The following is a 24,296-nucleotide window of genomic DNA, read 5'->3' as shown; positions in this document are numbered from 1 at the left end:
TATTATTCATCTCCTTTTTGGTTTTTTTCTATTTGGTCTAATATATTTATATTAGGGGAAATTATCATTTTATATGCTTGTTTTAAATCTTCTTTGTTGATTTCATTTCTTCTAGTTTCACCTTGACCTCTGTTTTTCGCAAAGATTGTTACTGTTGTTTTTAAGAGGTTTTCCAAAGTACGATTGGCTTGTTTGAATTGATGGTTTGGCGGTAATATTTCTAAAGCTTCGTTAATGACTTCATATAAGTATTGTTTGGCTTCTTCACTATAAGGGTTTTTACGTTTGTTGATTAAAAATTCTAGGAATTGTTTTCTTTCTTCTTTGTTGCCTGGTTTGACTTCGATATTGTAAGTGAATCTTGATTTGATGGCATCATCGATTTGGTTAATGTGGTTTGTAGCTCCAATGATGAAAATAGGTTTTTCAGGGTTGTTTTTAAAAGATGTCAATTCAGTTTTGAATTGATTCACAACATTGGCAATTTCTGAATCAGTTTCTAAAGTGCTTAAATCAGTAAAGATAGTTTCGCATTCATCTAAAAAGATGATTGCGCCATTGTTTTGGGCTGCTTCTTCGCGAGCTGTCATAAATAAATCTTTGACTAATTGAGGGGCGATACCTTTGTATTTTTGTGAGAATAAAGAGCTGCTTACTTCAAAGAAGGGTAAATTAGTTTCTTTGGCTAAGGATCTTGCGAGAGTGGTTTTTCCTGTTCCAGGGGCTCCATACATTAAAATACCTAGAGGAGATTCGATTTCTCCAATATTTTGGTAGTTTTCTTTGTTGTTGAGATAATCAATAAATCCATCTAATGCTTGTTTTTCTTCTTTGAAACCGATTAGTTGGTTGAATCCTGGGAATTTATTGTTGTTAGAAGGTTTAAATAATAATTCTTCTTGGTTATCGTTCGGGATTATTGTTTTTTCTTGTAATTCTGATGAAGAAAAAGTTTGAATTTTTTCTGGTGATGAATTATTTTTAGTTATTTGGTCTTCTAAATATTTTTTAGTTTCTTGGTTAGTTTTGTTTTGGGTTTCTAATCTTTTATGATGATTTAGGATTTGGGTTTGATTTTCGATTAAAGCTTGATGGTGGATCCAAACTTGAATTCCTAAAAATAAAATGATAGATGTTATAATGATTATTATTAAATTAGTTGGATTTAAATTTTTATTTTGATTTTTTTTAATATTCATTTTCATATTAATACCTTTCTGAAAAATAAAAAAAGACTAATACAAATTTTGTTTAGTCTTTTAATATTTTATTTTGCTAATTGAGCAATTTTGTTTTCGATAGTTTGATTTCCGCCTTCGAAAGATTTACCTTGGGAATCGACTAATTCGTAATCACAAATTAATTCTAATTGAGGGTTTTTGGAATTGATGATTTCTTTTTGTTCGATGCTAATTTGAATTTTAATAATTCCAATACCTTTGTCGTTTAATATCATTTGGGGACGTTTTGTGTCGTCATAATCATTGTTATTAACTTTGAGGCTTATGTTTAAATATTTTTCTGGGTTGTTAAAGGATTGGTTAGTGTTATATTGGGTTGATAATTTTAAATATAAGGGTATTGAAATATCTATTCCATTTGAGTTAAGGATTGCTTCGTGTTCGATAGTAATTAAGTGATTGTATTTTTTTTGGCTTAAGTTAGGAATTGAAATCGGCAAAAGTATTTGATTTTCGTTGTTGCCACCCGTTCGTTCAACAGTGAAAATAGGAAAATCATTTATTAAATTTATTTTTTCTTTTCTTTGTTTGTTAAAGTAATCGTTTAAAGCATAAATTGAGATAATTGAGAAAAATAGAACAATTACAAATGTTATGATAATTAATATTTTATTTTTATTTTGTGTTTTCATTATTTGTTTCCTCCTGAAAAAATTGTTTTAATTAAATCAATAAAATTATTGATTCCTGTTGTTAACCAAGGGATTTGGTTTTGGTAATAAATAACGTTGACATGTAAAATAAAATATAAAATGATAGTTAAATAAGTAATTATTTTTAATAAATTTAGTTTATTGATATTAGGAGTTGGGGGTGAAATGTGATGATTGAGTTTTTTTGTTTCTGGGATTGATATTTTTTGATTTGGGTTTTGGGTTTTGGTTAATTTTTTATTTGGTTTTTTAGTGATAATTATTTTTTTTGACATGTTTTTTCTCCTTTGTATTAATTATTTATTTCTTTGTTACTTTCTAAATTGTTTTTTTCTTAATAATTATTTTTGGTTTTTTTGGATTTTCATTTTTAGTTTCCTTTCTTTTTTTTATATTTTAAATTTACTTAATTTTTTTAAATAAGTTGTCTGTTGTAATTCTTGTTTATTGAGTTTTAATAATTCTAAATACTTTTTGCCGTCTGCAATCATTTGGTTAATAAAATTATTATCTTGATAAACCCTAACAACATGATAATTAGTGTCATTAAAATAAACAAAGAAATAAGCGAATTTAGATTGAGAACAATATAATTGACATTGAACTTGCGCCCAGTAATTAGAAGGGATTTTTTTATGTGAAAAGAAACCATTCCAAGTAGAGGAGATGTTGTTATTTTCATCTACATAAGGACATTTAATTTCTAATAAAGTGTTGGTTTGTTCGTTATAACCGTCAAGACTTGCAGAAAACATATCTAAAGTATCATCAGTAAAGATGGTATCAGGGAATTTTAGATTAGTTATTTTTTCAAAAAAAGTTCTCGCTAGGGGTTCGGTTTTGTTGCCGTGTTCGGTGAATTTATTGCTTGTAAATGTTGTTCCAAATATTTTGTCATGTATTAATTGTTCTAAACTTCTAAATTTGTCATTTCCTGTAATACTTCCTATTTCAGAGGCATTGATATATTTTTTGCGATGATTATACCACTCAGAAGTTCGTTGGTTTAAATTATTAATTTTCATTTAATTATTTTCACTTTCTAAATTATTTTTTTCTTTTGAATTGTTATTTGGGTTTGGAATAATTGAAGATGATTTATTGGGTTTGTTATCTTTTTTAGTTTCATCTGTTTTATTAATTTCTGGTAATGGAAAAAAATTAAAAAAGATTTTTTTGATAATAAACATTAAAGCAGTTGCGAATAGGGCGCCAACGATAAATCCAATGGCGAAATTAAGTTCATTCATTTTCATTTTCCTTTCCGTGAGGTTTGTTGTTGTTTTTTAATTTTAGTATTTTTTTTCTTGCTTTTTTCTCTTGCCAATGAGCAACTTTTACTTTTTGCACTTCTAATTGGGATTGGAGTTTTTCTTGGTTTTCATTTATTTTATCTAGTTTTTTTAATAACTGTTTTTCTAAATATTCTTGTTTGGCGTTTTGGATTTCTAAATTTTGGAGTTTTTTGTTGGGGAAAAAGAGGCCTAAAATCAAATCTTTGACGAAAATCAAAATATTTGCAATTAATTTAAAAATAGGTTTGAAACCAGAGACAATAAGAATAGTGAAAATCGTTGTTTGGATTCCGTCTATTCTTCGTTCAAGGATTTCGGTAGTGCTAAATCCTTTAGAGTAATTTAAGATAAAATTGCTAATTGTTGCAAATAATGAAAAAATAAACATAATTTATTCTCCTTATTTTAATTTAAGGTTTTTGACTTCATCTTTAATAGTTTTAGAAAGTTTAAAATTTACCACAGTTTTTGTAGGGATTTTGAGTTTTTTACCTGTTTGGGGGTTTCTTCCCACGCGGGCTTTTCTTGATTTTAAGATGAATTTGCCAATTGAAGGTGATAATACCACTTCTTCGTTGGATGTGATTGCTTTGATTAAAGCATTTTCGAACGAGTTGTAAAAATCTTGGGTTTGAGTAACCGAAGTTTTATGCATTACTGCGATAGTTTTGATTAATTCTTTTTTTGTCATTTTAGTGACTCCTTTTTAATTTTGGGTTGGGGGGTTATTATCTAAAAAGATAACATTGTTTAAAATAACTTTAGTATTGGTTTTGTTTTGGTTTTCGTTATTAGTGTATTTTTGAATAGATAATGTTCCTTCTATATATATTTTTGAACCTTTGTGTAAATATTTACTCATGTTTTCTGCTTGATTACGAAAGGCAACACAGTGGATGAATTGAACTTTATCTTTATTGTTGATAGCTAAGTTGAAATCAATTTTTGTGATTTGTTCATTATTAATATGAATGTATTGTGATTCTAGGGCGTTAGTGATGCGGCCGATTAATTGAACTTTATTTAACATTTTTTTATTTCTCCATTGGTTTTTTAGGTTTTAATTTTAGAATAGCTATTTTTTTGATGTTGATTATTGTTTGAAGTTTTAAATTTATTTTTAGCGCGATCTCTTGGTTGGTATGAGGTCGTTGATAAGTTTCGTTGATGTTGTCTAAAGTGATACCAAAACTTAAACAAATAATATTAAATCCTGTTTTACTTAATTTCTTTTTTAGTTTTTTTAACAAACATTCGTGATTTGTTTGTTTTAACCATAATTGATGAGGATTGGGGTTGCTGATTTTATAAGGTTGATATTTTTCTTCTTGAAAACTAATATTGTTTGGTTTAGTAGATTTTTGTGGGATTGAAGGAGAATAACTTTTTCTTATTAGTTCATTGATTTCAGATTTAATTGTTGGTTTTGCATAGGCGATAAAGTCATAACCTAAATCTTGGTAATTACTTAGGGCTTTCGTTAATCCTAAAACTCCTTCTTGATATAAATCTTGTTTTTGGAGCAATTTAGGATAATATTTAAATTTACCAACAATTTTATTTATTAATGGCAAATGAAGATCAATTAATTGATCTCTTATTTCTAAATTCTTTTTATTTTTTAAAAAATCTTTAAATAATTTTTTTCTTAACATTTAATCCCTTTCTAAAAACGTTTTTAGAAAAGATATGAAAATTAATTTTATTCTTAGAGAATAAAAAAAGACTAACTTAATAGTTAGCCTTAAATAAATTTTAAAAAACAAAAAGTGTCTAAAGTTTTGGAACACCTCAAATTAATAAACAAAATACTCCCACTGATTTAGAACAAATCAAACACTTTTTGAAAACTTTAAAAGAAGATTTAATTAACCTCACCATTATTAATCATTCCAAAAAGAAAAATACCTACCAAGAAGCTAATTATCGCCCTAAAAATCAAACTTTATTTATAGATCCAAAAATCTTAGAAGAAATTAAAAAATACAAAATAGACATAATTAAAGCCATAAAAGTAGATGACAATACAAAATTATTACTTAACCCTTCAACCCCTCTTAAAACTCAAAATAATACCCTTAAACATCAATTTAATATTTTCCAAATCAATTATAAAAATGAAACCAAAAACCAAATAAAAGAATTAATGAGCAAAATCAATATCAATAAATTAGATACTTTAAAATTATTTAAATTAGATAATCATAAAAAAGATAAATATGATAAACCTTTAAAAAGCAATTATAAAAAAGGTTTAAATATTATTTATTATCGCTTAGAAGATTTAAAACACATTAAATTCTTTATTACCAAAGATAAACGAGGATATCGCATCAGAAAATTACATCCCAAATATAAATATATATCTAAAACAAAACAAATTATTTAACTAACAATTTTATGACACTTTTATGACACTTTTATGACACTTTTATGACACTTTTATGACACTTTTATGACACTTTACTGACACTTTACTGACACTTTACTGCCCCCAAAAACCCTTTTTGCAACAAGCTTATTTAACAAGTGATATTTGATATTTTATATCGATAATGATAATGATATTCGATATTTGATATTGTCGATATATCTTTTTTTTAAATTATTATTAATTATCGATATAAATAACATCTCTTTTTTAAAACCCTTTCCATTGGAAAAAGATTGTTTATAAAAATATAAATCAAATAATATAAGCGCTGGAGCGCTAACAAAAATAAAAAGAATACATAATAAAAAGAAAAATAATAAAGAATCCCCCCATTGCGCTGCCCCCCTTTTTTTTCAAACCTTACCAATTTCATCAGCGCAAAACTAAAAAATAAAACAAATTAATGGTATTTTTTTGATTTAAAAACCTTTTTGAATTATAATTATTAATATAATCAAAAAAAATAAGGTAAATAGTGTTTAATAATGAAAAAATTAAAACAAAAATTCAAATTATTGCAAAAAATGATTGAAAAAATAACTAAAATTGATAAAAAAATAGTTTTTAATTTGGTTAAAAAATTTAAAAATAACTTAAATCTTACTACCATTTTAAAAACTATCCAAATCAAAAGAAGTACTTATTATTACTGGTTAAAAATTAAAGAACAATTAAAATTAAAACAAGAAAAATACCTTTTGCAACAAAAAAGAATCGAAGCTTTATGTTGTAATCATGAATATTTTTTCGGTCATCATAAAATTACTGTTTTATACCAAAAAACTTTCAATGAATCAATTACTAAGAAAAAAGTTTATCTCATTATGAAAGAAAAAAATATTTTTTGTCGGTTAAGAATTAAAAAAAATAAACATCATTATAAAAATAATTTACAAAATAAAATTAAAATAGTACCTAACTTAATCAATCAAGAATTTATTTCATCTCGACCCCTACAAAAACTATTCACTGATATTACTTATTTTAAAACTCCTCAAGGTTTTTTATATTTTTCTTGTGTTATAGATTCTTTTAATAATCAAATTATCGCTTCACATACTTCTAATTGTCAAAATAAAGATTTAGTATTAAAAACAATCCAAAAATTACCTAAATTAAAAAAACCTTGTATTATTCATTCTGATCAAGGTTCAGTTTATCAATCTCTAAAAGTTCAACAAATCCTAACTAAAAAAGGTTTTTTAATCAGCATGTCCCGCAAAGCCACTCCACGTGATAACGCAGTAATTGAAAATCTGTTCGGCCAAATGAAAAGTATTTTATATCATCGTCATCCTTTTTTATTTCAAAAAACAATTCCAAAAATCACAAAAATAATTAATCAATTTCCTTCTTTTTGGAATCATAAATGGCTTTTAACTAAATTAAATAATTTATCCCCTTTACAATATTTTCAAACTCTTAGATAAATTATTAGTTAAATTTACATAAATAATATAACCTTATAAAAAAGGTTACTTTTCTGCACCCTTTTTTTAAGAAAAATATTAAAATTATATAAAAGATTATTTTCTTTTTATTTTGTAGACACCTTTTTAACTTTTTTTACCTAACTATATATATGGAAGGGTAAAATATTGAAAAAAATATCTTTTGAAACTAGCAAATTATTAAAAAACTTTAGACACTTTTTAATTTAATTAAAAACAACTTTGTTAGTTTGAAAAGATATGAAATTATCTACTTAATTTTAAGTTTTAAAGAACAATTTTAAAATTAAAATATGTCCAAAAAAATGGAACAGCGCACTTTTTTTATTTATAAATGATATCTTCAAAAAATAATTTTAAAAAATTTTTACTTATATTTATTAAATTAAAATATTATAATTTAGATAACAATAAAAAAACATAGACAAAAATAAAAGAACAGGAAGCGATGTATTTAAAATGAAAAAAGAAATATTTGAAAATACTAAAAAACAAAATTAATAAAAAATATATAATAATAATAACGTAATAAAAGAGTAATAAAATGAAAAATAACAATTCAATAAATGTTTTTGATGTAGCGAATTATATTATAACTAATAATCCTACCGAAAATACACCAATAACTCATATGAAATTACATAAATTAATTTATTATGCCCAAGTTTATCACTTAATTTTCAAAGATTCACCTTTAATTTTGAATAAATTACAAGCGTGGATGCATGGACCAGTATTTTCAGAGTTATTTCCACTATTTAAAAAATATGAATATCATCCTATAACTAAAATAACAAGAAAAGGAAATCATAGTAAAATACAAGGGATTTACAAAGAATCTCTTGATATTATTATTCGAAATTTAGGAAAATATAATGGTCAACAATTATCCGATAAAACCCATTCGGAAGAACCTTAGCATAAACATTTTCGTTCTATGGGGAAAAATAATATTCTGAACAGTACATTAATTGAATATTATTCAAAAAATAAAAATTTAATTTTTTCATATGGTGATTTAAATGAAGAAAAATTTTAATATTCATTTTTTAAAAGATTTTTTGGTTAAAAATAAAAGTAATTTTTCTGTTTACAAATTAAAATGTAAGGAATTTCTTGAAGTTATTTTTTGTTTAAATGAATTTGCTACAAAATATGATATAAAACAAATAAAAAATAAAAAACATGCGCATCAACTTAAAAAAAGTAAAATTAAAAATAAATGTAATTCTTTATATAATATTGTTAAAGAATATAGATGAAGAGATTTGTCAAATTGAATTTATTAAATCGAAACCTACAGAAGATGAATTTGGAACAAAATTAAAAAAATCTCAATTGAATCGCGCGCTAGAATAGTTGGTTTTTTTAGAGAACAAAATTTTTATTTAGTCGCATTTGATAAGAGGCATGAACTTTGTGATTGAAATAATTTTTGTAATATTAAAAAAACTCATTTTTATGAGTTTTTTTATTTAACTATAAAATTTTTCCTGGTTTTAAATTAAAAACTAATTTAAATTAGAAAAAATTTTATTATTAGATTATGAAAAAATTTATACTTATTTAAAAAAATTGTTTGATAATAAAAATTTAGACTATATTTTAGATATTGATAATTGGAGTATCAAAAAATTTAAAAATTTGATAAAATCGAAAAAAAATTTGATAAAAATACTGATAAAATTCATTTATCTATTTTAAGGAAAAAAGTTATTAAAAGTATAAAAATAGATAATTCACAACGGATTTTTGGTTTTTTCGAACATGACAGAAAAATAAAAAAATGGTGTTTTTATATTATATTATTCGACTCTTTTCATCAAGTTTGTATTTGTCAAACTTTGAAAAAAATTAAAACTAATACGGAATTTTTAAAAAATCTTTATGACTTTTTAGAAATAAGTGGAAATAATTATGAAAAAGTTTTGAAAATTTTACAATTATAAAATTTTTTTTAATTTTTATTAACTTAATTAAAACTTTATCAAAAACTTAATTAATTTTAAGTCTTTTTTATTTAAATAAAATAAAAAACAACAATAAAAAAAAGATATCAAAATAAAAAAAGACTCAATTAATTTGAGTCTTTTTATTTAAAAATTAAAAAAAATTTAAAAAACATTAAAAAAGAAAAATAAAAATATAAAACAATCTAAAAATAAAATAAAAAAACAGATAATTAAAAAATTATTTTTAATATTTTTAGTTTCATCTTATTTGAATATTTTAGTCATCAAATAAATAAAATTTGAAGATTGAAATTAAAAAAAATTTTAAACGAAATTAATCAAAACCAATGATAAAATTCAGGAAACAAAGATATTGATATTTCTTATATTTATTAGTATAAACTTAAAAATATAATAAGATATGAAGTATTTAAAAATTAATTTTTTTTCATTTTTACAAAAATATATAATATCAACTTAATAATTTTAATTTGTTAGATTATTTATCGATAGGTATTTTTTCACCTTTTAATTTAAAATAAAATTCTAAAGATGAATAGATAAAACTTTTAAATAAAGGGTGAGGTCTGAAAGGTCTGGATAAAAATTCAGGATGAAATTGGACCCCTATAAACCAAATATGTTTTTTCAATTCTATAACAACGGGTAAATTTTCTTTAATATTTTTACCTGAAATAATAAAATTACCATCTTTTTGAAAAAGCTCCATATATTCCGAATTCATTTCATATCGATGTCTATATCTTTCGTGAATAATTTCTTGTTTAAATATTTCATAAGCTTTAGAATTTATATCCAAATGACAAGGATAAGAACCTAATCTTAAAGTTCCGCCTAAATTATTATCTTTAATTTTCGGAACTATAACAGAATTTAAAGCTTTAGGATTAATTTCTGCAGTATGAGAATTTTTTAATTTTAAAACATTACGAGAATATTCAACAACCATCAATTGCATCCCTAAACAAATACCAAAAACAGAAATATTATTAATTCGAGCGTATTCTATAGCTTTTAATTTACCATCAATAGCTCTAGAACCGAAACCACCAGGAATTAAAATACCATGACAATCTTCCAAACAAGAATTAATGTTTTCATTATTTAATTTTTCAGCGTCAATCCATTTAATATCTACTTGTGTATTATAGCCAAAAGAAGCGTGTTTTAAAGCTTCTATAATAGAAATATAAGAATCATGAACAGATACATACTTACCTACTAAACCAATTTTAATTTTATATTTAGCATTTTTAATTTTTTGAATCAAATTATTCCAAGGCGCTACATTAAATGAAGTTGAATTTTGTATTTTAAAATAATCTAAAATAAAATCATCTATCCGTTGATCAAATAAATTAATAATAACTTGATATATAATATCTACATCAATATTTCCGAAAATAGCTTCTTTTTCAACATCACATAAAATAGAAATTTTTTGTTTTATTTCAGATGAAATAACTTTTTCACTTCTTAAAATTAAAATTTGTGGTTGAATTCCTAAAGATCTTAATTCTTTAATACTGTGTTGGGTTGGTTTTGTTTTAATTTCATCATTTTTATTTAAAAAAGGTAATAAAGTATTATGAATATAAAGAACATTATGAAAACCTACGTCATAACGAATTTGTCTAATAGATTCTAAAAAAGGTAAAGATTCAATATCTCCAACTGTTCCCCCAATTTCAACAATAACAATATCATAACCAACGGCTATATCTAAAATTTTTTTTTTAATAACGTTTGTTATATGAGGAATCACTTGAACAGTTTCGCCTAAATAAGCCCCTTTTCTTTCTTGATTGATAACATATTTATAAATTTGACCTGTGGTAACGTTAGATTTTTTAGATAAATTTTCATCTAAAAATCTTTCATAATGCCCTAAATCTAAATCAGTTTCAGCGCCATCTTGGGTAACAAATACTTCACCATGTTGTTGTGGACTCATAGTTCCAGAATCAACATTAATATAAGGATCCATTTTTTGAATAAAAACTTTTAAATTACGTTTTTTTAAAATTTGACCTATAGCGCCGCTAATAATGCCTTTTCCTAAACCTGAAACTACCCCTCCAGTGATAAAAATAAATTTAGTGTTTTGATCGTTGCCTTTCATACTTTCCCCTTTCTTATTAAAAAAATATTAAAATATATTTTATTTTTTTAGATATGTTTTTTAATACCTATTTTTTGACCTAAACTGATATCTGTTTCTATATTTTTTTTACTATTTTCCAAAAATTCTTTTTCTATAATTAATTTATTTTTTTTTAATAATAAAACAATAGTGGAACCACCGAAAGAAAAAAAACCTTTTTCTTGACCTTTATTAAATTCCTGAATAGGAAAATTATTAATTTTTCCTACTAACAAAGCTCCGATTTCTACTTGTACTATTTTACCAAAATTTTTTGTTTCTAAAATACAATATTCTCTACTGTTTTCAGCAAAAACATTGTAATATTTAAAAGAAATAGGGTTAACAGTATGAAGTTTGCCTTTGATACGACAAATATTTTCTTTTTTTTGCACTCCATCATCTACAAAAATATAACGATGATAATCAACAGGTCTCAACCTCAACAAAATCAAATAACCTTCATTATATTCAGAAGCTAAAGAACTATTTTTTAAAAGATCTGATAAATGATAATTAACGCCTTTAATAGAAAAAACACTATTATCATTAATATAAAAAGTCATTATTTTTCCTTCACAAGGACTAATGAAACAATCATTATCTTTGACAAAAGATATATTTTTATATTTGCGTATAAAAAAATCATTATAAGATTTAAATTTATTTTTTTCAAATAAATTTAAATCTATATTATTTTTTTTAACTATTTTTTTTATATGTATTTTAGAAACAAAAGATTTCAGATACAAAGTTGATGCCTTATTTAACGTTTTAGAAATGCAAATTCTTAAAATGAATCTCTTCCAAAAACTTTTTTCTAAATTAGAATATAAAAAAGATAAAAAATTATCTTCCTTGTTTTTATTTTTATTTTTCATTAACGCAATAACATTTCTTTATTTTATTTTTTAATCAAAAAAATCAAAGATAATAAATAAAATAAAATTAAAAAAATAAAAATTTAGGTTTTTTAAATTTTATTTTGTCACAAACAAATAAAAAAGATAAACCTAAAATAAAAAAAACATAAACAAATTTAAAAAAAACTGATACCAACGATAAATTAGCAAAATTTTCTTTTATCAAAAACTCTATTAAATATAAAATAGGAAAAATAAAAGAAACAACAGTAACAGGTAAACCAATATAAATTTTGTTATTATTTTTTTCTTGACAAGGGTCCAAATTTAAATATTCTTCGCTCAAAACATTAAAATAAGCTAATCTAATTAAAACAGCTAAAATATATAAACCAAAAACTGTAAAAACAAAAATCCTTAATAAAAAATGTAAAATAGATGAATAACAATCTTTAAAACATTCTTCAAATAATTTGTTACCAATTAAAATAGGTAAAACACCAAAACTAATAATATCAGCTAAAGAATCTATTTGGACGCCATATCTTTTTTCTTTTATATTCTTATTTTTTTTAAGATTGCTTACGGCACCATCGAACATATCGCAAACCCCTGCCAAAAACAAACAAATAAAAGGCCATTTTAAATTAAAGTTTTCTTCAATTAAAAATATTCCTAAAGTTCCCATAAAAAGATTCAAATAAGTCAAATAAACAGTATAATTGTATATTCCTAAAAACACTATTTTCTCCAATTATTAAATTATAATAAATCATTATTAAAATAATAATTATTCATTATAATATTCTTCATAATAATCTGGTGTGATTTCTTCTTCATATTCATCGTTTTTATTTTTGTCAACTTCAAAAATTTCTTCTTCTTCTAAATTTTCATCTAAATTATTTAATATTCCCGATTCATCTTCATCTTCATCTATATTTAAATCTAATTTCTCTTCTTTAAATTCCTTTATATCTTCATTTGTGTTATCTTTATTTTCATCTGATTTAGATTCAAACTCATCAAAATCTAAAATATCTTCTATATCTTCTTCTTTTGTACTAATTTCTTCATCTGATGTAGGATTAGCAAAATATTCTTGATCCCATAAATTTAAATTATCCTTCTTAACATCCCATAAATTATCACCAACAAAAACAAAACAACCACTCAAAACGATATCCAAATATAACTGAATAAATTTTTCCTTATTATTAAAATCTATTTTTTTTAATTCGAAAACTTTTTTAATTAATTGTTCTACCGCCATAGGTTGTTTATTTTGTTGTAAAATTTGATAAGAAAGTTCAGCCATAGAAGCTAAAGAATTAATCTCTTTACTATTATTTAACAAAACTAAATCTCCTTAAATAAATACTTTTTTACTATAAAAACATTAATTTATTTTCATAAATATTAATAAAAATTAGATAATAATTATCAATAATCTTTATCTATTTTTTCATATTTTTTAAATTTAAATCAATTTATTAAAAATATCGATATATAATATTTTTCTAAATAAACAATTTTAAACAACTTTTACTTTTTTTTTACCAAATAAATCTATTGCCAATTTAACAACATAAGGTTTATTTCGTTTTATATTCAAAACTGAATTTGTTTCATAAAAATCAATTTCAAAATTAGAAAAATCCAAATCTTTTTCGTTCTTGGTTTCTAAAAATTTTAAAAAAATAGGTTCAATAAATTCTTTCCAATCATCTTCCAAGACTACAAAATATTCATTAATTATTTTTTTTTTAGTGTTTAAAATTTGTTTTATTTCTTTTCTAACGTTATCATCTAAAAATCTTCTATAATCTATATCATCTCTGCAAGAAAAAAGAACTTCTTTATTATCGTTGACTAAAAGCAATTTAGAATTGTATAATAATCTAGCTGTTTTCTCTAATTCATTAATTCGATATTTTTTTAATGTCGGCCATCCTTTTTGGATGAATTCTTTTTTAGAATTATTACTAAAAATCAAAACATTCAAAATATTATTTAAAAAATCTTCTCTAAAAGTTAATTTTTTTTTATTTTCTACTGTTTTATTATATAAATGATTAGTTTTGATATCAAATTCTTTATTATTTTTTTTATTAAAAGTATTATCATTGTGTTTGATATCAAAACTATCTTTTTTTAAATTTTCATTAAATTCTTTATTATTTTTTTTATTAAAAACATCATTATTAATGATAATATTCGAACATTCTTTATTCAAGGTTTCGTAAATAAAAATAAAACCAATAATTAATGTTTTACGTTTATCTTTAGAGAATTTAACTTTTTCAATCAATTCAAATAATTTTTCAAAAACATTTTCTTTCTGAGGAATATTTAATTTATCCCAAGCATCAAAACATTGAATATCTTTTTTTGAATTTTTGATCATTTTTTTTTGCAAAAAATATATTACATCATTTAAAAAAATTGTGAAATTTAATTCAAAAAACAAAATACCTTCTAAAAAAGAAATAAATTTGCTAACATCTTTTTGAAATAAAAATTTAAAAAGTTCTTTTATTTTATCTTCAGGAATTATTTTTAATATCTCATTAATATCTTCTTCATTAACTTGACCGTTACTATAAGAATTAACTTGATCTAGTAAATTCAAAGGTTCTCTTAAACTTCCATTAGCATAAAAAGCAATTTTTTGTAAAGATTTATCAGAAATAACAATATTTTCTTCTTCAGAAATATATTTTAATTTTTTTCTAATATCTTCTTCAGAAATATTACTTAAATAAAAATATTGAGTGCGAGAAAAAAAATTTTTAGGAATTTTATGAAATTCACTAGTAATAAAAATAAAAATAACATCAGAAGGAGGATCTTCCAAAACTTTTAATAAAGAATTAAAAGCATTCGGAGACAAAACGTGAATCTCGTCAATAATATATATTTTATATTTCAATAAATTCGGTTTATAAACTAATTTTTCTTTTAATTCTCTAATTTCGTCTACACCACTATAAGAAGCGCCATCGATCTCTATAATATCTAAAGTTTTTTTTTGTTCAATATTGTAACAAATAGAACAACAATCGCTTTCTTGCCTTTGACAACAATCACCATTTTCATCAAAACGAGAACAATTAATAGCTTTTGAAAAAATCTGAGCTAAAGTTGTTTTTCCTACACCTTTATCACCGCTAAACAAATAACAATGATGTAATTTTTGATATTTAATAGCGTTAATTAAAGTTTTTATAATGACTTTTTGCCCAACTACATCTTTAAATTGTTTGGGTCTATATTTGCGATATAAAGTTATATAAGTCATATTTTATAATTAGTCTTTCGTAAAAAAAATATTAAAAAAAATAATTTAAATTTAGAAAAATAATTATAATTTTGTAATATTTTTAAATTTAAACATTTGTATTTTATAAAATAAAAGTTATTTATTTCCTGCGATAACTAAATCACCCGCATAAACACTAGGACTTCCAAAAGAAGATGTATTATGAAAAGATAAATCATCGGAAATTTCTTTTAAATCTAATAAAATATTAAAAAAATTACCAGAAATAATAATCATTTTTACCGGAGTAGTTATTTTACCCTTTTCTATTTTAAATCCGCCTGCTTGAAGACTAAAATCGCCACTAACTTCGTTAATTCCTGCATGCAAACCCATAACAAAATCAATATAAATTCCTTCATCGATAGTGCTAATCATATCTTCGAAACTGACAGAACCTTTTTGTAAATAACAATTAGTCATAGAAATAGAATTGCTGAAACTGTTCCCTGTAGGTTCGGTATTGAAAATTAAAGAAGTTTTTAAATCATAAATAAATTGTTTGAAAACTCCTTTTTCAATAATTTTTTTTGAATAACAAGCTACACCTTCGTCATCAAATTTATATTGAAAAAAACTTTTAGAAGTTAAAGGATCATCAATAATAGTTACTTTAGAAGAAGCTATTTTTTGCCCTTCTTTATCTTTTAATCGAGTTAAATTTCGATAAGCACTCATTCCGCTAAAAACACTACTAAATTGTTCTAAGAGTTTAGCAAAAATTTTGTTAGAAAAAACAGTAGGATAATTCTTAGATTCAACAGATCGCCCACCTATTTTTTTTTCTCCTAAATCTATAACTTTTTTAGATAATTTAAGAATATCAAAATCACAAAAATTACATACTGCTTCACTTTGGGAAACTACTTCTTTTTCATCATTTTTTTGAAAAACGCAATCTACATAAATTCTAGCGAAGCTACCTTTTTCTTCTAAATTTAAACCTTCTGAATTGATTAATCTTTTCTTGAAATAACTTTCTTGATAAGTTATAGAATCTATTTTATTTAAAAAAACACTTTTATTTGATAATTCTTTTTCTAATTTAAATAATAAATCATATTTTTTTTCAATATTTATCGAAGAAAAATTAAAATTAGATTCTTTAACTTCAGGATAAGAATCAGAACCTTTAAAAATAGTATCTTTTTCTTTTAAATTTAAAACTGATATTTGATTTTTTAATAATTCTAAAATATCTTCTATTTCATCTTCGTTTATTGTTTCTAAATATAAAGAAGATTTTTTATTTTTATATAATCCTGTAATGACTAAAGTACAAATATCACTTTTAACATTTTCGTTAATTCGGTTATCTTCTAAACTGATATACATAGATTGATTTTCGTTAATCATAAGTTCTAACGAAGTAAAACCTTTTTTTAAAGCTATTTGGAAATATTTTTTATAATTTATATCAGTTTTCATTATTTCTTGTTTCCTCCTATAACTATATTTTTAACTCGGATAGTTGGTTGACCTAAATCTACAGGTACATAACCAGAAACAGAACCACAATAACCTTGACTTAAAGCTAAATCATTTCCGACACGATCTATATTTAACAAAACATCTTGCCCTTTTCCAATCAACATCATACCTTTAACTAATTTAGTTAATTCGCCATTTTCAATTAAATAACCAGATTTCATCATAAAATTAAATTCTCCTGTTGTCGTCATAACTGTGCCACCACCTAAAACTTCAGCATAAAGACCATATTTAGTATCTTTAATAATTTCTTCAGGGCTGCATTTGCCAGCTGCGATATAAGTAGAATTCATTCTAGAAGTAGGAGAAAATTTATAAGATTCTCTTCGAGCGGAACCTGTTGGTTTCATTTTCATTTTTAAACTATTACGATAATCTATTAAATAATTTTTTAATATTCCGTTCTGGATTAAAAGATTTTTTTGAGTTGGATTTCCTTCATCATCAAAGTTTAATTTTCCCCAACTATTATCAATTGTTCCATCATCATAAGCAGTTACAATATCAGAAGCTATCTTTTGATTTATTTTACCACAAAAAGGGGAAAGGTTTCTGGCGATAGCGGTAGCTTCTAAAGAATGACCACAAGCTTCATGAAAAATAACCCCTCCTAAACCTTTATTAAGAACTACAGTCATAGTTTGAGGTTTGATTAATTCAGCATCTAACAACATAACTGCTTTTTTAGCTATTGTTCGTGCTTTAGTTTCGAACTCGATAATATCAAAAATTTCTAAACCAGTAGAAGTGCGACCTTCGTTATTATAAAAATCTTCCATATTATCTTTTTCTTTCGCAACAGCGAACATAGAACAATTAATATAATTACGTATATCTTTTTGATATATCCCTTTTGAATTAGCGATTAAAACGTTTTGTTCTTTTGTTTCTAAAGTAGCTATACTTTTTATTATTTTAGAATCATATTCTTTAATAATTTTAGATAATTTTAATAATTTATCAATCTTTTTATCAACTGTCCAACTATCAAAAGGGATCAATATATTACTTTTTGCTTCTTTTGATTCTCCTAAATAAACTGATTCCACAATATCTTTTTCAGAACAAACATTTTGTTGTTCTTCGATTAAATTCAAAATATTTGTATAATCCACTTTATTAGTGTAAATATAAATTTCATCTGAACCCTTTAATAAACGTATACCGACGCCAAAAATATGTTTTGTATTAAAATTTGTAAATTCTTCATCGATAACTTTTAAATAATTTTTTTTTTGATTTTCGAAAAATAATTCAACAAAATCAAAACCTTTATTCAATCCTTTTTTTAAAATATCTTGGATTTCATTTTTAGTTAACATAAAAACACTCTCTTGATATTTTTTCCAAAAATGATAAATTATTATATCATTTATAAAAATAAAACTTAAAAATAAAAAAATTGAACTAAATATCAATTTTATTATTCAATACAATAAAGTTTTATATATTGAATCTAATTCAATTTTATTTAGGTTCAATTTTTAAAAGTTTATTTTCGTAATAAACATTTTTTGGTAATAATAATTTATTAATAAAACTATCAACTATTTCAAAAACAGTTCTATCATAAAAATGTTTTATATTGCCGATATTTTTACCATAAATGTTAAATTTATCCTTTAATAACCTTAACAATAAAGAAGGATTGATGCCATCTGATTTTCCTAAATTGATAATAAATTCTGACATATTTTGAGAATTATAATTATCATTATATTTATTAAAAGTATTATTATTGTAATTTTTATTATTATATTTATTAAAAGTATTATTATAATTATTCGTATTTTTGTTATCGAATCTATTATAACGAGTATTTAGATTTCTCTGTAAAACTTTCGGTTCAATAATAGGTTCGTATTTTTTATTCATAAGAGCGAAATGATTTATAAAAGTAGAAATAATTATTTTATGATCTATTTTATCTAATAAAACATCAACTAAAGGATGCAAAGGTTCATTTTTATCTTTATTTTCATTAATTAAATTAAAAATTTTATCTTTCCAAAATTTATTTTGTTCTTTTGTGATGTCTTCAACAGAAGGAATATTTAAATAAGTTACTTTTTCTTTTAAATATTTTTCTAATCTTTTAAATTGGCCCATTTTTTTTATACTGATAAAACTATAAGCTGTTCCTGTTTTTCCCGCTCTTCCTGTTCTACCTATTCTATGGATATAAACTTCATCTTCGTAAGGCAATTCATAATTAATAACCATTTTAATATCTGAAATATCTATTCCTCTAGCGGCAACATCAGTAGCGACTAAAATTTTAATATTTTTTTGTCTAAAATTATTCATGACGAATTTTCTTTGATTTTGTTTTAAATCTCCATGAATAGCATCTACTAAAAAACCTTTTTCTTGTAAATAATTAAAAATATTATCTACATCTCTTTTAGTATTGGCAAAAATAATAACAGATTCTGGGTTCTTATAATCTAAAAGACGTACTAAAAGTTTATTTTTATCAAATTCTTTAACAATAAAATAAAATTGTTTAATTGATTTTACAGCGAGAGTATCTTGTTTTACTTTTAAAATTTTAGGTTCTTTTTGATATTTTGAAGCAATTTGAATAATAGTAGGAGAAATTGTAGCAGAAAATAAAATTGTTTGTCTTTGTGAATGAACTTTGGATAAAATTCTCTCTAAGTCATCTTGAAAACCCATCTTTAACATTTCATCAGCTTCATCTAAAGTTAAAATTTTAACCGATGATAGATCTATTTTTTTTCTTTCCAATAAATCTATTGTTCTTCCAGGTGTAGCAATAACAATATGAGGTTTAGTATCTAATTCTTTAAATTGTTTAGTATAAGATTCGCCGCCATAAATAACTATTGTTCTGATTTCAAAATTAAATCTTAATAATTTTTTAATTTCTAAAAAAACTTGTGAAGCTAATTCTCTTGTTGGGCACAAAATTAAAGATTGTATTTTGGAAGATTTACAATCTATATTTTCGATAATAGGAATCCCAAAAGAAAAAGTTTTACCTGTCCCTGTTTGAGATTGAGCTATAACATCATAACCGTTAATAATTTCTGGAATAACTAAAGCTTGGATCGGAGTTGGTTTTTCAAACTTTAATTCTGACAAAACTTTTTCAGTTTGTTTTGATAAATTTAAATCTTTAAATAAAATACTCATTTTATATTTTCCTTTATATTTGTTAAAATTAAAAATATTTATCTAATTGTTAGGATATTAATACAAAAATTATCTTTTTGTTTATCAAATTAGAAACAAAATAATTAAACGATTTATAAAAATAAATTTCAGTTCAAAAGATGTTTATTTATAAAATTAAATATAAATAATAAATCTATTAAATATTATATTTCTAAGAAAAAATATCTCAATTTATTATACATTATTTAATCTATAAAAAATAAAAATTTTATATTAATTCCGTTATTAATAATAAAAAAAACAATAAAAAATAAAAAAAATTCTTATAAAAATAAAAAAATTGTTTATTTTTTTAAAAAATAAACAATCAACAAAAAAAATAAAAATTTATTTATTTATTTATTTATTTCTGGTAAATTTTTTAATTTATTTTTTAAATAAAAAATAATAAAAAAACTAAAAATAAAATTTAAAAAAAATTTAGCCAAATTATACCAAAAAGACCAAATATAAACATTTTTTTCATTGATTTGTTTTATCATCTTAGGAGCGTAAATCCAACAACTAGAAAAATAAAAAGAAAAATGTCTTAAAAAAATAATGATAAATAAAATAAAAAAAATTTTTTTATTATCTAATGTTTTTTTTTCAGAAACAAAAAACAAACCTGAAATACTCATGATCAAATCAGGGAATATATAATCTAATAAAAGTGACAAAATAATTTCATTATTAGTTAATTCAAAACTTCCGTAATAAATCGTTATTTTCATAAAGCTTCTGAAAATATGCCAAATATTATAAAAAACACAAATAACAAAAGTACTTTTGAACCCTAACAAAAAACCGCTTATAAATATAATTATTAAAGGTAATTTTACAAATGAAATGAAAGAAGAAAATTGTAAAAAAACAAAACTCCAAACAAAATCCAATAAAATGATCAAACCTACCAAAAGAGAAATAATTACATTTTTTTGTAAAAAATTTTTTGTCATCGCTCAAACCTCAAACAATAATAAATTATTAATGTTTTTTTTTAAAATAACAATATATTTAATTTTAACTTGTTGAATGAAATAATTTGTAAAAAACAAATTCTAAACAATAAATAAGAGGAGGAAATAATATAAAAATCCAAACCCCTATGACTGCTCCTACAAAAGTACCTAAACTAACGCCGGAAAAACCTTTTTTAAACCCTAATAAATTAACAAAAACAATAATCCCTATTAACATAGATTTAATACCTACTATAGTAATGTCTTCTTCTATGTCGGTATGTTTTTCTTTAATAAATTGAGAATTTAAAATATCCTTAAATTCAATTAAACCTTCGCTATAAAATTTTCTCTCTTTACCTAAATGAGAATTTAAAATAATTAAACATAAAATGATACTGAATGAAATAACACCGAAAACAAAATATCTATTTTTTACTGTACACTTTGACCAAATTTTTTCTTTAAAATATAAAAATGATTTATTCAAATTTTCATAAAATTTCACAAAATATATTTCCTTTTTATAATTAAAATTACGTAAACTATAAAATAAAAAAATAACTTAAACGGATAAAGAATTTAAATCAAAACCGAAAACACGAATAACTTCTTGTTTCAAAATTGAATCTGGTAATTCTTCTAATAAAACTTTTTTTTTAAAAGGTTGCAAATATTGTTCATGTTCTAAAGTTTCTAAATGACATTCATTCAATAAAGTATTTTTATTTAAATGAAAATCTTCAAAAACACCTGCCAAAACCAAATCTTTTAATAAATTATTATTTAAAACAGGGAAACATCTTTTCTTAAAATCATAAAAATCTAAAAATATTTTTTTTTCTCTTTCTTTTATTATAAAAAAAGCTATCGATTCGCTAACATTTATAATTGAAGTCAAAGGTAATAAAATTTTTGTTTTTGATAATTGATATCGAAGACTACTTGTAAAAATATTAGGATATAAAATTTTAATTATATTTTTTTCTTTTATTTTTCTTAAAATTTTACTTGTTTCTGAGGTATTTTTTTGACACCCATCTAAAATAACTTTCATAAAAGGTAAAAAATAATTTGCTTTTAAAAAAGCCATACGATAACTAATTAAAGAATAAGAAACACTATGACTTTTATTAAAACTATAATTAGAAAATTTTAAAATATAGTTATAAATTTTCAAAGCCATTTCTTTAGAATGACCATTTCGATTAGCACGAATTAAAAAATTTTTTTTCATAAAATCTTCTGAAATATTATTTTTATCTTTGTTTAAAATATATTTCATAAAAATTTCTGATTCGCCTAAATCATAACCAGCTACATGAACAACTATTTCCATAATTTGTTCTTGATAAAGAATAAGACCTTGTGTATTTCTCAAAATATGTCCTATGCATAGTTCTAAATCTGGTTCAATTAAATAATTTTTTTTTTGTTTTTTATTGCGACAATAATCACTTATATAATGTATTTGGCCCGGTCTATTCAAAGCTAAAACAGCTACTAAATCTTCAAAATGTTTCGGATCTGTTTTTTGTAAAATTGTTTTAGCCATATCAGATTCCAACTGAAAAATATACTCTGTATCTGCTTTTTTTAATAATTGATAAGAATTAAAATCATCTAAAGAAATTTGAAACCAATTTAATTTAATTTCTCTATTTTTATTAATCTCTTCTAAAATTTTAGCAACAAAAGATAAACTTTTTAAACTTAATAAATCAATTTTAATCAATCCTATTTTTTCTAAATATTTAGATTCTAATTGCGTCTGGTATTTAAAAGGATGATTACTATTTTCATTCGTTTGAAGAGGAATAAATTGAAATAAATCTTTATTACTTATAACAACGCCTGAAGGATGATTTCTTGTGAATTGCGGCATCCCTTCCAATTCGTTAATTATTAAATTCAATTCATTGTTTTTAATTGTTGTATTTGGATACGATTTTTGATAATCAATATAATTAGTGTTTTTAGCAAAAGTTTTAGCACTTAAAGTAGAAAAAGTATTTATGTTAGCTGTATAATTTTCTCCATATTTTTGATAAATATATTCCAAAACAATAGATAATTTATCATCTGGAAAATCTAAATCAATATCTGGTTTTTTATTTCTTTTAGGGTTCAAAAACCTTTCGAATAAAAGATCATATTTCAAAGGATCTGATTCTGTAATCCCTAAACAAAAACAAACTAACGAACCAGCTGCAGAACCTCTTCCGGGGCCAACCAAAATATTTTTATTTTTTGAAAAATTAACTAAATCATGAACAATTAAAAAATAATCTTCAAAATTCATATCTTTAATAATTTTCAATTCTTTGTTCAATCTTTTTAAATAAAAAGTAAATTCCGGAGAAGAATCTAAAACTTTTTCTTTTAAAGCGTCTAATGATATTTTTTTTAAATAATCAAAAGATGTTTTTTCAAGAGATTGTTTATAAACAGGCAATTTCAAATCTGAAGGGAAAATTTGTTTATATTCGATTTGAGGAATAAATTCCTTTAAATTTAAAAACAAATGAGAATAATTTTTATAATGCGAATTATATTTATTTTCGATCTCTTTCAAATCTAAAAATAAAAAAAACATTTCATTATATTTTTTAGCTTTTTCAGAATGAAATAACTTTAATAATAATTGATGCGCTTTTTTTTGACTAGGTTCCAAAAAACTAGTTTGATGAACCTTAACTATTAAAATTTTTAATTTTTTAATTATATCGAAACAATAAGTATTCGCGAACATTTCTAAATATTCCGATTGCAAAGACAAACCAAAAAAAAACAAATGAAAAGTTTTTTTTAATTTTTCAAAAATAACTTCTACCCATTCTTTTTTAAATAAATCGCAAAATAAAAAATCTATATTTGATAAAACAAAAAAAAGACCTTCTTTTAAATCGCATAATTCTTCTAAAAGAATATCTCTTTTTTGTGTTTTAGCTAAATTAGATATTTTAATTAAATTATTTATACCTAAATCATTTAAAGCGTAAACGCAAAAGCTAATTTTTTTATCTGGAGAAATAATATTTTTTAAAGATAAAAACACCTGCATACCTAAAATAGGTTTTATTTTATTTTTTTGGCAAAGAAAAATAAATTCTAACATTCCGTATAAATTTTGATTATCACTCAAAGCTACGAAATCATAATTATTTTTTTTAGCTTTTATAACCAAATCTTCTATAGATGGGATACTTTCCATAATGCTATAATGACTTTGAAAATAAAAAATACCTTTTATATCTTCCACTTTTTAACCTCTAATACAAAATTATT

The 24,296-nt window shown here is 22.7% G+C and carries 24 protein-coding genes; 4 read left to right on the top strand and 20 right to left on the bottom strand.

The features are described 5' to 3' along the window. Nucleotides 1-2 precede the first annotated feature (2 nt). From LFWB_RS02900 to LFWB_RS02860, 9 genes are all read right to left on the bottom strand, one after another. Entirely contained in the window at nt 3-1,199 is a 1,197-nt protein-coding gene (locus tag LFWB_RS02900; RefSeq protein WP_210954909.1) for an AAA family ATPase, read from the bottom strand. Between the two features lie 68 nt (nt 1,200-1,267). Next, the gene (locus LFWB_RS02895; RefSeq protein WP_210954488.1) at nt 1,268-1,873 is read right to left on the bottom strand and encodes a hypothetical protein; all 606 of its coding nucleotides are present in this window, start codon (nt 1,871-1,873) and stop codon (nt 1,268-1,270) included. Next, entirely contained in the window at nt 1,873-2,169 is a 297-nt protein-coding gene (locus LFWB_RS02890; protein WP_210954487.1) for a hypothetical protein, read from the bottom strand. Before LFWB_RS02890 ends, LFWB_RS02895 begins: the two co-directional genes overlap by 1 nt. Before the next feature lie 114 nt (nt 2,170-2,283). After that, nucleotides 2,284-2,919, bottom strand: coding sequence for a YqaJ viral recombinase family nuclease (locus LFWB_RS02885; RefSeq protein ID WP_210954501.1), 636 nt, complete (start codon nt 2,917-2,919; stop codon nt 2,284-2,286). Further along, nucleotides 2,920-3,144, bottom strand: a complete 225-nt coding sequence (locus LFWB_RS02880) for a hypothetical protein (RefSeq protein ID WP_210954908.1) — start codon at nt 3,142-3,144, stop codon at nt 2,920-2,922. Beyond that, a complete protein-coding gene (locus LFWB_RS02875) occupies nt 3,137-3,577 on the bottom strand; it encodes a hypothetical protein (protein WP_210954485.1) in 441 nt (146 codons plus the stop codon). Before LFWB_RS02875 ends, LFWB_RS02880 begins: the two co-directional genes overlap by 8 nt. A gap of 12 nt (nt 3,578-3,589) precedes the next feature. Then, nucleotides 3,590-3,880 carry an HU family DNA-binding protein gene (locus LFWB_RS02870; protein WP_210954484.1) on the bottom strand — a complete coding sequence of 97 codons (291 nt, stop codon included), beginning with the start codon at nt 3,878-3,880 and terminating at the stop codon, nt 3,590-3,592. Between the two features lie 15 nt (nt 3,881-3,895). After that, nucleotides 3,896-4,219 (bottom strand): single-stranded DNA-binding protein, encoded by a 324-nt coding sequence (locus LFWB_RS02865; RefSeq protein WP_210954483.1) that lies wholly within the window; start codon nt 4,217-4,219, stop codon nt 3,896-3,898. Nucleotides 4,220-4,223: 4 nt separating this feature from the next. Further along, the gene (locus tag LFWB_RS02860) at nt 4,224-4,844 is read right to left on the bottom strand and encodes a sigma-70 family RNA polymerase sigma factor (protein ID WP_210954482.1); all 621 of its coding nucleotides are present in this window, start codon (nt 4,842-4,844) and stop codon (nt 4,224-4,226) included. A gap of 188 nt (nt 4,845-5,032) precedes the next feature. On the opposite strand from LFWB_RS02860, the gene LFWB_RS02855 reads away from it, so the two are divergent. From LFWB_RS02855 to LFWB_RS02840, 4 genes are all read left to right on the top strand, one after another. Continuing rightward, nucleotides 5,033-5,578, top strand: a complete 546-nt coding sequence (locus LFWB_RS02855; RefSeq protein ID WP_320412073.1) for a phase variable surface lipoprotein — start codon at nt 5,033-5,035, stop codon at nt 5,576-5,578. A 530-nt stretch (nt 5,579-6,108) separates the two neighbouring features. After that, entirely contained in the window at nt 6,109-7,053 is a 945-nt protein-coding gene (locus tag LFWB_RS02850; protein WP_210954511.1) for an IS3 family transposase, read from the top strand. Nucleotides 7,054-7,618: 565 nt separating this feature from the next. Next, complete coding sequence (locus tag LFWB_RS02845) at nt 7,619-7,993, top strand: Panacea domain-containing protein (RefSeq protein WP_210954571.1); 375 nt, start codon at nt 7,619-7,621, stop codon at nt 7,991-7,993. A 103-nt stretch (nt 7,994-8,096) separates the two neighbouring features. After that, nucleotides 8,097-8,336, top strand: coding sequence for a hypothetical protein (locus tag LFWB_RS02840; protein ID WP_210954570.1), 240 nt, complete (start codon nt 8,097-8,099; stop codon nt 8,334-8,336). A 1,189-nt stretch (nt 8,337-9,525) separates the two neighbouring features. Here LFWB_RS02840 and LFWB_RS02835 read toward each other — a convergent pair. From LFWB_RS02835 to LFWB_RS02785, 11 genes are all read right to left on the bottom strand, one after another. Beyond that, nucleotides 9,526-11,169, bottom strand: a complete 1,644-nt coding sequence (locus LFWB_RS02835) for a CTP synthase (protein ID WP_210954569.1) — start codon at nt 11,167-11,169, stop codon at nt 9,526-9,528. Nucleotides 11,170-11,216: 47 nt separating this feature from the next. Continuing rightward, nucleotides 11,217-12,071 carry a phosphatidylserine decarboxylase gene (locus LFWB_RS02830; protein WP_210954568.1) on the bottom strand — a complete coding sequence of 285 codons (855 nt, stop codon included), beginning with the start codon at nt 12,069-12,071 and terminating at the stop codon, nt 11,217-11,219. Nucleotides 12,072-12,138: 67 nt separating this feature from the next. Further along, nucleotides 12,139-12,795 carry a CDP-alcohol phosphatidyltransferase family protein gene (locus tag LFWB_RS02825; protein WP_210954567.1) on the bottom strand — a complete coding sequence of 219 codons (657 nt, stop codon included), beginning with the start codon at nt 12,793-12,795 and terminating at the stop codon, nt 12,139-12,141. 48 nt (nt 12,796-12,843) lie between these two features. Next, nucleotides 12,844-13,410, bottom strand: coding sequence for a DNA-directed RNA polymerase subunit delta (rpoE, locus tag LFWB_RS02820; RefSeq protein WP_210954566.1), 567 nt, complete (start codon nt 13,408-13,410; stop codon nt 12,844-12,846). A 177-nt stretch (nt 13,411-13,587) separates the two neighbouring features. After that, the gene (dnaX, locus tag LFWB_RS02815; RefSeq protein ID WP_210954565.1) at nt 13,588-15,354 is read right to left on the bottom strand and encodes a DNA polymerase III subunit gamma/tau; all 1,767 of its coding nucleotides are present in this window, start codon (nt 15,352-15,354) and stop codon (nt 13,588-13,590) included. A 117-nt stretch (nt 15,355-15,471) separates the two neighbouring features. Continuing rightward, entirely contained in the window at nt 15,472-16,803 is a 1,332-nt protein-coding gene (locus tag LFWB_RS02810) for a TldD/PmbA family protein (protein ID WP_210954564.1), read from the bottom strand. After that, nucleotides 16,803-18,188 carry a TldD/PmbA family protein gene (locus tag LFWB_RS02805; protein WP_210954563.1) on the bottom strand — a complete coding sequence of 462 codons (1,386 nt, stop codon included), beginning with the start codon at nt 18,186-18,188 and terminating at the stop codon, nt 16,803-16,805. The genes LFWB_RS02810 and LFWB_RS02805 overlap by 1 nt, the downstream gene beginning before the upstream one ends. Nucleotides 18,189-18,333: 145 nt before the next feature. Then, nucleotides 18,334-20,025: a DEAD/DEAH box helicase gene (locus LFWB_RS02800; RefSeq protein ID WP_210954562.1), complete on the bottom strand. Its 1,692-nt coding sequence runs from the start codon at nt 20,023-20,025 to the stop codon at nt 18,334-18,336. 377 nt (nt 20,026-20,402) lie between these two features. Beyond that, nucleotides 20,403-21,005, bottom strand: a complete 603-nt coding sequence (locus LFWB_RS02795; RefSeq protein ID WP_210954561.1) for a hypothetical protein — start codon at nt 21,003-21,005, stop codon at nt 20,403-20,405. A gap of 64 nt (nt 21,006-21,069) precedes the next feature. After that, on the bottom strand, nt 21,070-21,516 hold the full coding sequence (locus LFWB_RS02790; protein ID WP_210954560.1) for a hypothetical protein: 447 nt from the start codon (nt 21,514-21,516) through the stop codon (nt 21,070-21,072). A 57-nt stretch (nt 21,517-21,573) separates the two neighbouring features. Next, nucleotides 21,574-24,270 carry a PHP domain-containing protein gene (locus LFWB_RS02785; RefSeq protein WP_210954559.1) on the bottom strand — a complete coding sequence of 899 codons (2,697 nt, stop codon included), beginning with the start codon at nt 24,268-24,270 and terminating at the stop codon, nt 21,574-21,576. Nucleotides 24,271-24,296: the final 26 nt, after the last annotated feature.

This window comes from Candidatus Phytoplasma luffae (assembly GCF_018024475.1).
Classification (GTDB): Bacteria; Bacillota_I; Bacilli_A; order Acholeplasmatales; family Acholeplasmataceae; genus Phytoplasma; species Phytoplasma luffae.
Note: the sequence above shows the minus strand (reverse complement) of the source record. Positions and strands in the feature narration are given on the sequence as shown.